Consider the following 515-nt stretch of genomic DNA (forward strand, 5'->3'; position numbering starts at 1 on the left):
GATTACCACCATAGGCAGCACGGGTGTTTGGGGCCAATCTGCTGTCACTGGCCACTTGTTCCAAGACATGCGCGTCTGCCTTTGAGGGCACCGCCACTGGCCGCCCGCAGGTAGCTGAATGGCCCGGCTCATGATACGCACGCAGGACGTGCAACGCGCTCTTCATATCATCGCTTTTCGGAAAGAAAGCACGGACGTGTTCGACCAGGGATTTGTGATTTCTTAGATCGGTCGCTTGGCCACGAGCGCTGAGATCATTCGCCAACCGGCGAAGTGCAGACGTGTATTTTCGGGCCGTGGTCTCGTTATATTTTTCCTGGGCCGCAGTGTGGGCGATCGCTCTATCAATAAGGTCCCGGTGTTCGTCGGACAGATGGGGATAGCGGGAAGCACGGGCGCCACTCGCGACAGGTTCGGCTCGGCGCGGCTCGGCCACGTGCTGCTCAAAGCCCGCTTGCCGCGCTTGGCCAGCATCCGGCAAGGGGCCAGGGCGGTCCAAGAAAGAGAGCATCGCG

The 515-nt window shown here is 60.4% G+C and carries 1 pseudogene; it reads right to left on the minus strand.

Annotation, left to right across the window (positions count from 1 at the left end):
• Positions 1-436: pseudogene (locus C9427_RS34595) on the minus strand (Ulp1 family isopeptidase); the annotation flags it as partial.
• Between the last annotated feature and the right edge of the window lie 79 nt (positions 437-515).

Origin of the sequence: Mesorhizobium helmanticense (assembly GCF_003034915.1) — a bacterium.
GTDB classification, from domain to species: Bacteria; Pseudomonadota; Alphaproteobacteria; order Rhizobiales; family Rhizobiaceae; genus Mesorhizobium; species Mesorhizobium helmanticense.